This window comes from Pseudomonas sp. FW300-N1A1 (assembly GCF_058789115.1).
This window is the reverse complement of record NZ_JBYTBK010000049.1, coordinates 21694-31151: the sequence shown is the minus strand read 5'-3', so window position 1 is coordinate 31151 and position 9458 is coordinate 21694. Positions and strand designations below refer to the sequence as shown.

The window sequence follows — 9458 nt, the reverse complement described above, 5'->3', positions numbered from 1 at the left end:
CGCGCTGCGCACGCCAGCGGGAGCAAGCTCCCTCGCCACAGGGATGGTGTTCATGCTTGATTGAACGGCTTGCCCGCGAAGGCGGCGTGCCTGGCACGCCGCGGCTGGTGCGGATCAGATGTAGGGCTTTTCGTAGGCGTTGAGCTGTTCGATGAAGCGCCAGTGGCTGCGTTTGTCGAAGCCCATCAGGCGCTTGAGGCGGATGTCCCAGCGCATGTGGTGGTTGGCGATCCAGGGCAGGGCGAACAGGTGGGCGCCGCGCCAGGGGATGAACGGGTTGCGGCGCAGGCTGGCGTAGATTTCCACCCGGTGGCTGGGGCGCAGGCTTGGGCAGCGGGCGTGGAAGCCTGAGGTATCCGCCACCACCAGGGTGTTGGCCGGTACCGAGAAGCGTCGCGGTGCCGGCAGGCCGAGCCCGGCCAGTTCATGTTCGTGAATGCGGAACGAGCCCTCACGGTGCATCTGCTCGGCGGAGCGTGCCGCGCCGAGGCTCTGGCGATACTCCCACGCCAGCCGCTCCGGTGTCAGGCGATGGGAGCCCGGGACGTAGCTGAACGGTCCCTGGTCGTCGGCCACGTCATCGAGAAACAGCCAGGCCTTGGCGGTCGGATGGAAGGTATCGGCGTGCAGACGGGTTTGCGGGTCCTGTTCGGCATTCACCCCATCGATCACGATGGACTGCAACTGATAGGTGATCCCGCCGGTGTTCGACGAGGCGTAGGCAATCAGGTCGCGCACACTGCGGTCGGCCACAAAGGTCGCGCTGGCCGGGTTACGGGCCAGGACATCCTGATCAAGGCTGACCCGCCGGGTCACGGCCTTGCCCTGGCGCATTTCCCAGCCGGTGCTGCGCAGGTCACCCAGTTCGGCACGCAGGGCGGCGAACTGTTCGGCAGGCAGTGCGTTCTCGCGGACGAAAAAGCCCTGCTCCTCGAAGTTTGCAAGCTCCCCGGCATCCAGGCGTGGCGCCAGGGCCCGGCGCCGCATCGCGGCCATGCTCATGGCCAGTTGGCGGCGTTGCACGTGCAGGCCCAGGGCATTGAGTCGGGCACTGCCGATGACCGGGTTGTTCTCGAATGATTTAGCGTGGGTCAACAGCTGCAGGCAATGCCAGGGCAGCGCCGCATAACGGCCCAGGTCCTTCAGTGATGCAGGCATGGTCTAATCCTTGAGGGGGACCGCTGCGCGAGCGCAGCCAAGCATGGTCCGGGTGTAATTGAGCAGCGGCAGCAGACGCGGATGGTGCGTCAGGCGCGGCGGGCGAGGGGGCGACAGGCATGTCAGGGCATGCCACGCATCGCAGGGCAAAGCTTGCTGGGGGTCGGCATAGCGCGCATAGCGCAACAGGGCGCCGGCTACCAACTGGTCCAGGGTCAGGCGCCGGGTCCGGCGCGGCAAAGGCTGGTGGTCATGGGTCAAACCCCAGCCGGCATAGAACGGCGTACCGTAGGTCACCACGGTCAGGTCGCGTAGCAAAGCCTCGAAACCCGAGGTAGAGCTGAGGGTGTGTACTTCGTCGACCTGGGCATACAGGCGAGCGATGTCGGCGCCGGGCAGCACCTGGTCGGCTAGCCCGTGTAGCAGTTGCGCAGGCACGGCGCCCTGGCGTTTTCCGGCTTCCACATCCGGGTGCGGCTTGTAGACGATCCAGGCGTCCGGCGCGCTGGCCCGCACTTGCCTGAGCAGTTCGAGATTGTCATGCAAGGTGCCGCCACTGCACAGCAGCGAGGCGTCGTCTTCCACTTGGCCGGGCACCAGGATCCGCCGTTGGCCAGGCCGTGCGCACACCGGGTTATCGGCGTCATGCTTGAGGTTGTACTTGCTGGTGCCGCAGGCCACGATCCGTTCGCGCAGGCGGGCCGCTTCGGCCAGGCTGTCGGCGTCGAAGTCCGCGTGTTCCAGTAAGTGTTCCAGGTCGCAGCTGGCGCTGGCATCGAAGTGTATGCCGCTACGGTCGAGCACCAATGACAGGGCCGGGGCGTTCAGCGCGCCAAGCCCCCGGGAGCGCAGAAAACCGTCTTCGACGCGCCACAACGGCACCCCGAGTGCGGCAGCGCGAACCTTGAGGTCGGCCGGTTCGCGAGCGGCCCACACCAGCAGCTTGCCGCGCTTGGCGGCGATCTCCTTGAGCAGCGACGGGCTGTCCTCGGCGAAGTCCAGCCGACCCCAGCGGCTGCCGAAAAAGCGCCGCATGTTGTGCTGCTTGTGGCGCTTGACCCCGAGCACGGTGATGTTCCCGGCGAACTCGGCGTCCCGGGCTTTCTTGCGGGCCAGTTGGTGGGCCACGGTCAAGGCGTCGGTGGGTTGGCCGGTGAGCGGGTCGACATAACGGCAATAACGCAGGTAGGCGGCGGCCACCAGTTGCACCAGGTCCGGCCGTGCCTGTCGCCGGGGGACCGGCATGCGATCGTCCGTCAGGCCCCAGCCGGCATAGAAGGGCAGGCCGAAGCAGGTCACCGGCACGCCCTGGATCAAGGCTTCGAGCCCGGCCTGGCTGGTGCCGATGTACACCCGTCGGGCGCGGCGGGCCAGCGAGGCCCAGGACACCGGGCGACTCTCAAGGCTTACCCCTCGCGCCGTGGCGGCCGCCAGCAGGCAACTGGGTTTTTGTCCGCCCACGCAGTCCGGGTGAATGCGCACCCGCACCTCGGCGTCCGGGTTTTCCGCCAGGGCCGCATCGAGCATGCGCACGTAGTCGGCTTCACACAGGCCGCCACCAGGAATCGAGTAGTCCCCGGCGGTCTGGTCCACCACCAGCACCAGGGGCCGCTCAAGGCCCAGCGGGTCGTCCGGGTCCAGGTCCGGGGCATTGTTGTACTTGCCGATGCCGCTGCTGCGCATCAGCGCGATCAGTTGCCGGGCGCTGTCGAGTTCTTCAGGGCTGAGGCTGTCCGGATCCTGCAGGATGTTTTCCAGCAGTGAAGGACGGTCGGCCAGGTAGTGGATACCTACCGGATCGACCACCATCGACATCGGCGTATCGCCCTCGATGCCCAGGGATGAGGAACGCAGGAATCCGTCTTCCAGGGCGATGTAGGGCAAGCCCCAACGCTGACATAGCACTCGGGCCTGGGCCGAGGAGTCCTTGTAGCCAATGCCGGCAATGGCTTTCAGGCCCTTGGGGGCATGCCGCCCGCGCCGCCACAGCCAGAACGGCGAGCCTTCCGGCCCGAGGAATTGCGGCAGGTGCAGGACCTTCCACGCCACCCACTGGGACATGATGCCGATCCAGCCATGGCCTTCGACCAATGGCTGCAGGGTGATCGCGGGTCTGTCGAGGCCGTTCACAGGGCGGGCTCCGCGCGTCGGTGCATGGTGCGCACTGGTGGCCACGGCACCCAGCGCTTGCGCAGCAAACGGAAACCGTTATGCAGGTACAGTTCGCGCGCTCGCTGGTTGTCCAGTGGCACTTCCAGGAATACGTCCTTGAAACCGCTGGCCGCGGCCTGTGCGCAACACGCCTGGACCAGTGCCGAGCCGACGCCATGCTGGCGTGCGGTTCTGTTCACGCGCAGGCCGTACAGCAGAAACGGGTAGCGCCATTCGCGGAACTCGCTCAGGCAGAACGCGGCAAAGCGCAGCCAGCCGCGCAACCAGCCGAATTCGCGGACAAAGGGTTGCGGGCGCAGGGCAAAGGGGCCGCGCAGCTGGTGCTTGAACGCGGCATAACCCACTGCCTGACCGTCTTCAAAGGCCAGCAGCACCCGGTCCCAGTGAATGCTGGTGCCGAGCAGGCGCTGGCGGCAGGCGGTATCGCCGAGGATAAACGCCAGCGAGCCGCGCCCGTCCGTGACGATCCGCGACAACGCGGGGTCAGCGGTCAGGTCCGGCGCCAGGCTCGATCCCAGTACGATCGTCACCACGGCTTCAAACCACGCCGGCAACAGCGGTGGGTGTGCGAGCGTCGTGGGCGCAGGCAACCAGACGGCTGGACAACGCGTCAACGCGGATCGGGCAGGGGCTGGCGCCGGGGTGTCGTCGGTTGGACCAGATCAGGTAGTCAGTGTCGCCGGCCGGCGCGCCGATGGCCTGGTACACGTTCGGCAGGATCGGCACATGATCGCCGAAGAAACACAGGAGTGCTTCCCGTGGCTGTGCGAGCAGGGTGCCGCGCAGCTTGCCAAGCATGCGATCGGCGTTGGCGATGTGGCGAAGATAGGGCGCCAGGTCGTCCATGCCGGCGAGCAGCGGGCGGTCGAACCAGGTCGGCAACTCGGCGGCGTCGACGTGCTCCAGGTGCAGCGGGCCGTGGTTTTCCATGGTCACCGCATGGATGAACAGCGGCTGACTGCGGGTTGGGTCTTCAAGCAGTTCGCGGATCTTGTCGGCCACGGCGCAATCGCCAATGAACGGCCCGGCCTTTTGCGAGTCGTCGAAGGCGCGCACGTCAATGAATTCATCGAACCCCAGGGCCGGCAGCACGGTGTTGCGTCCGTAGAAACTGCCGTCGTAAGGGTGGATGCAGACGGTGCGGTAGCCCAGGGCCTTGAGGTGCGCCGCGATGCTTGGCAAACCCTGGCGGGCCAGCACCCGGTAGGGGTTGAAGCGGTGTACGCCGAGGCGGTCGCCGGGGATGCCGGTCAGGTAGGCGAACTCGGTGCGCACGGTGTTGGCGCCCCAGGCGGCCACTTGCAGCTTGCCATGGGCCAGGGATTGCTCGACAAGGCGGTCGTATTCACTCAGTACCTGAGTCTTGACGCCAGGCCACAGGTCGCGCACATCGAAAAACGATTCGCTCTGCACCGACACCAGGTCGGGCAGGGGCATGCCGGGTGGGCAAGCGCCTGGTGTGTTGAACGGCGAGCCCAGTGCACTGCGGTCGACCGGTGCGCGGGCGGCCCAGAAGTATCGCCACAGGCTGGCCGCGAGGCCCCAGCGCCGTACATCGGCCTCGGCATCGAAAGTCGGTACGCTGCGGCGGTGGCCGAGCTTCAGCAGGATCACGCCCGCGAGGCCCAGCCCGAGTGCGCTGAGGCGCCCCCCCGCGACTTGCGCTTCGAAGCTCAACCCGGCCCACAGGTAAATCACGAAGCCCACGGCCAGCAGCGCGGCCTTGCCGATGCCGAAGAACGGCAGGTACAGGCGCGGGAAACGCACGGCATCGCTGAAGTATTCGAAGTCGGCGCACACGAACGGTTCGCGCAGGGAATGGTACTTGGCGTTGCTGACCATCACGATCAACAGCCACAGCAGCAGTACGTTGATGCCGCTGAACAGCGGGCGTGCGGTCGTGCCATACAGTACGGCCAGAGCGACGCACCACAAACCGCCGTGCAGCAACCAGCAGCTCAGCGGACGGCGCAGGTTTGGGCGTGGGGTCAGCAGGCGTTCAATCAGGACGGTGAGGAGCAGGCCGACGATGCCGACCTGAAGGATGGACAATTCACTCACTGTAATTCAGACCACGCAGGATAAACGAAGAAAGGCGCTGCGGAATCACCCCCAGCAGCCAGGTGCCGAGGTTCAGCGGGAACGGGAAGCTGATGCGGGCCTGATTCGCCGCCAGCCCGCGCTTGATCCGTCGGGCCGCCTTTTCGGCGGTCCACAGAAAGGGTTTGGGGCCGGGCATTTCGAAGCACATTTTCGACTCGACGTAGCCGGGGACGATCACGTTGATCTTCACCCCTTCCGGCGCCAGCCAGTCGCGGATCGCCTCGCCGTAGACACGGATCGCCGCCTTGCTGGCACTGTAGGTCGGCGTCACCGGCAACCCGCGCCAGCCCGCCAGTGAACTGAACAGGGCGATCTGCCCATTGCCGCGGGCACGCATGGCCGGCAGTGCCGCTTCAACGGTGGCCAGGGCCGCCATCACGTTGACTTCGAGCAAGGCGCGGCTGTCGTCCCAGCGCTCGGCTTCGCCATGGCTACCCACGGCGGTATTGAGGCCGGCACCGACCAGGACCAGGTCTGGCTGCTCGGCTTCGCTGACCCGACGAACCATGGCGCGCAGTTCATCCAGTTCGCGCACGTCCAGGGCTTCGAGCAGCACGCGGGCACCGAGTGCGCGGCATTCGTTGGCCAACTCTTCGAGGCGGTCCAGGCGGCGGCCCTGCAGGATCAAGGTCACGCCTGGCGCGGCATAGGCCGGCGCCAGTGCGCCACCGATACCGCCGGTGGCGCCAGTGATGAGAATGCAGCGGGGCGAAGAGTGGTGCGTCATAGAAAGTTTTCGATTCTCGAGGTCTTTGCCAGCAACACGTCCAGGCAATTGTTCACGGCCATGTCGATACCGCAGCCGGTATAGAAACCGCCATTGATCTGGGTGGTGTGGATGACGGTGTTGCGGAAATGATGGAACAGCGCCATGTCCGGCGCTTGCGGGTGATGCCAGAAGTCGTCGAGGTTGCCTTGCTGGGTCAGCCCGGGCATGGCGTAGATCGGATTGGCGAGCGTGAAGGTCGGGCGTTTGTGCAGCAGCGCTGAAGCGCCTGCCGTGCTGTTGACCGTGATCATCCCGGCAATGTGCGAGAGCAGCGTCGGCATGTGCCCGCTTTCCAGGAAGTCGACCCGGTCGGCCACGCCATACTGCCTGGCGAGCGCCTGGGTGATGCGCTGGTAGTTCACCAGGCCAGGGGTCAGCGGATGGTTCTTCACCAGCAAACGTGCGGCGCTCGGCGCCGAGGCGGCGAATGAGGCGATCACATGGTTGATGACCTCGAACATGTTGGCGAAGGGCGAGTGATCCTTGATCTGCGCATCGCTGTCCAGTTGCAGCGGCAACAGGAAGGTCGGATGCCGCTCGCGAGCGACTTCGGCCACCCGTGCATCGTCGCGACGCGCGGCAAACAGCAAGCGTATGCCCTGGCGGACGAAACCGGCATATTCCGTGGCCGCACTGTACGGCGCATGGGTGCGATAGTGGGGGAAGCACAGTTTGTTCAGTGCACCACCGCTGTGGTAGAGCACGTCATGGGCGGCACGGGCGACGAAGGACAGCTTGAACGGGTTGCCATTGTCATAGCGCGCAATGTGCTGGCCGACGTCGCGGTACCAGTCCGGGTCCCGTGGCAGGCGCGAGTTGTTGTTCACACCGTCGCGTTCCAGGGTGACCCAGTAGGGGCGGAAGTAACCTTCCTCGAACACATGCACGCGAATGCCCTGTAGCCGGGCCAGGGTCACCGCCGGGCGATGCACGGGGCGGCAGTCACCGAACAGCACCAGGTCAGTGACCTGGTGATCGTGGAAATACTGGCTGTAGAACGCTTCCAGTTCCTGCGGGCGCGCCGAATAGACGCTACGCGAACCGGTGCTGTACAGCAGGTCGCCGACGTTGAAGCTGATGCTGTGTACGCGCTGGTCGATCGCCCGCAGGGCCTTGGCCAGCCTGGCGAAGAACGGCGAGCTGACACCCTGCAAAAACAGAAAGCTGTTGCGCGGATGAGGCGCAGGAGGGCGATCCGCTGCCCGCGCCTTCAGCTTCTCAGGCGTCTCATGCCCAACAAGCTGCTCAAGCGCTGTTTCAAGTCCTGCCATCGGGATGTTGCTCCTGGCTGCGGTAGAGCATGCCAATTCTGTAATTCGTAGAGAGTCTGTTCAGCGGTGGTGAAGCGGTTGGTGATGCGGCTGACATACGTGGGGTACAGCAGCAGCGTGCCCGCTACCAGTTCATCCAGGCTCAGTTGGCGCCTGCGCCGGGCTTGCACGTCGGGGTGCAGGTCGACATCCCGGGTCAGCCCCCAGCCGGCATAGAACGGCTGGCCATAGGTGGTGACCGGGACACCGCGCAGCAAGGCTTCGAAGCCGGACTGGGAGGTCAGCACATGCACCTCGTCCACGGTTTCGAGCAATTGCTGCAAGGGCGTATTGCCGATGACCTCATCGCACCAGTGCACCGTCTGCGCTTCGTCGTCGCCTCGGGCACGGGTGCCGGCCAGCACTTCAGGGTGCGGCTTGTACAGCACCCATGCCTCGGGGTTGCGCTCACGCACCGCCTGCAGCAGTTGCAAGTTGCTGCGGATGCGATGGGCGCCAAAGCGGATCGAGGCGTCGTCCTCGACCTGGCCGGTCACCAGGATTACCCGTTGTGCCTGGGGCGGTCGCTGCCAGGCGTCACCAGGCAAGTTGTATTTGGTCAACCCGGCGCGGCAGATGGCTTCACGCAGATTGCGGGCGCGGTCGAGCAGTCCGGCGTCAAAACGCTGATCCAGCAGAATGCGCTCGAGGCGCGAGCTGCGGGTGGCGTCGTAATAGATGCCCAGGTCGTCGACGACCCAGGACAGCGGGCGGGCCTTGCCGGCGCCGAGGCCAACCGAACGCAGGAACCCGTCCTCGACCCGGCTGACCGGTTGCGGGTGTTCCCTGAGGTCAGAGTCGTGCTTGCAGCCCCAGGACACGGTAGGCAGGCGTGGGTCCAGCGGTTGTTCGGGTTTGACGAAGCGAATCTCGCAGCCGTTGAAAAACAACTTCACCAGCGGCTCTTTCCAGCGGCTGAAACCGAGCATCTGGAGGGCCTCCGGTAGCGCACTGCGATGGCGGCGTTGCAAGCCGAGCCAGTTGATCAATACTTCCGGGGTGCACGGCTGACCGGTTTCGGGGCTGACATAACGCGGGTAGCGCACCAGGCTGGCGTGTACCAGTTGGGCAAGGCTCACCGGCTGGCGCCGTGACGGTGCCGGCAGGCGATCATCCGTCAGGCCCCAGCCGGCATAGAACGGCATGCCCCAGGTGTGCACGGGCACATTCCACAACAGCGCGTCGAAGCCCAGTTGCGAGGTCATCACGTACACCGCCCGCAAGTGCGGCAGCAGCTCGGCCGGGTGAACATTGCGCGCCAGCACCTGGACCCGTGGCTGGTTGGCCAGCGCCGCCAGGTCGAAATGCCCGCGCTTGCGGCCGGCGACCACGTCCGGATGTACCTTGAGCAGGATCGTGCTGGCGGGATAACGCGCCAGGGCCGCCTCGAGCATCGCCCTGAAGTCGGCGGGGCCGGCGCCCTGCAACGAGGCATCGGCGAAGGTCTGGTCGGCCACCAGCACACAGTCGGCGGGCAGGTCGGGGTGTTCGATGCGGGCGTCGTTGTACTTGGACACCCGTTGTTGTTGCCACAACTGTTGCAGCGCAGTGGCACGCAGGGTCTCGGCATCGTTCAGGGGGGTGGCGATCAACTGTTCCAGGCGCGAAGGCGCGCTGGCATCGTAATACACGCCGATGTCATCGACGATCAACGACAACGGTGGCTCGTCAGCGCCCAGGCCTACGGAACGCAGGAAGCCGTCCTCGAGTGTGAGGATTGGCCGCTTGGCTTTCGCAGCCTCGGTCATGGCCTTGAGCGCACTGGGCTTGCGCCCCCATGCCATCACGCAGTCGGCTTGCTCCATATCGCCCACAGTCCCGTTGTGCGGCGCGTAATCGGGCAGCAGCGAGGGCAGCGTGGCAATGCGTTGAGCACCCTTGGAGAGGATCAACAAGCGCGGGCGATGAGAAACGTCATCCATAAACGTGGAGCGGAAATCCATTTG

7 protein-coding genes are annotated in these 9458 nt (G+C 65.6%); all 7 read right to left on the bottom strand.

Annotated features, from left to right (window positions below; all coding sequences use genetic code 11):
* Positions 1 to 114: 114 nt before the first annotated feature.
* The 7 genes from AC3WQN_RS23035 to AC3WQN_RS23005 all read right to left on the bottom strand — a co-directional run bounded on the left by AC3WQN_RS23035 (position 115) and on the right by AC3WQN_RS23005 (position 9434).
* Positions 115 to 1158: a phytanoyl-CoA dioxygenase family protein gene (locus AC3WQN_RS23035; RefSeq protein ID WP_103401627.1), complete on the bottom strand. Its 1044-nt coding sequence runs from the start codon at positions 1156 to 1158 to the stop codon at positions 115 to 117.
* A gap of 3 nt (positions 1159 to 1161) precedes the next feature.
* Positions 1162 to 3219: a capsule polysaccharide biogenesis protein gene (locus tag AC3WQN_RS23030; RefSeq protein ID WP_178081943.1), complete on the bottom strand. Its 2058-nt coding sequence runs from the start codon at positions 3217 to 3219 to the stop codon at positions 1162 to 1164.
* Positions 3220 to 3284: 65 nt separating this feature from the next.
* Positions 3285 to 3863 (bottom strand): GNAT family N-acetyltransferase, encoded by a 579-nt coding sequence (locus AC3WQN_RS23025; protein ID WP_103401631.1) that lies wholly within the window; start codon positions 3861 to 3863, stop codon positions 3285 to 3287.
* A 4-nt stretch (positions 3864 to 3867) separates the two neighbouring features.
* Positions 3868 to 5391, bottom strand: coding sequence for an LTA synthase family protein (locus AC3WQN_RS23020; RefSeq protein ID WP_103401625.1), 1524 nt, complete (start codon positions 5389 to 5391; stop codon positions 3868 to 3870).
* The gene (locus AC3WQN_RS23015; RefSeq protein ID WP_103401624.1) at positions 5384 to 6160 is read right to left on the bottom strand and encodes an SDR family NAD(P)-dependent oxidoreductase; all 777 of its coding nucleotides are present in this window, start codon (positions 6158 to 6160) and stop codon (positions 5384 to 5386) included. The genes AC3WQN_RS23020 and AC3WQN_RS23015 overlap by 8 nt, the downstream gene beginning before the upstream one ends.
* A complete protein-coding gene (locus AC3WQN_RS23010; protein ID WP_103401630.1) occupies positions 6157 to 7473 on the bottom strand; it encodes a capsule polysaccharide biogenesis protein in 1317 nt (438 codons plus the stop codon). The genes AC3WQN_RS23015 and AC3WQN_RS23010 overlap by 4 nt, the downstream gene beginning before the upstream one ends.
* Entirely contained in the window at positions 7413 to 9434 is a 2022-nt protein-coding gene (locus AC3WQN_RS23005; protein WP_103401623.1) for a capsule polysaccharide biogenesis protein, read from the bottom strand. The genes AC3WQN_RS23010 and AC3WQN_RS23005 overlap by 61 nt, the downstream gene beginning before the upstream one ends.
* Positions 9435 to 9458 lie beyond the last annotated feature (24 nt).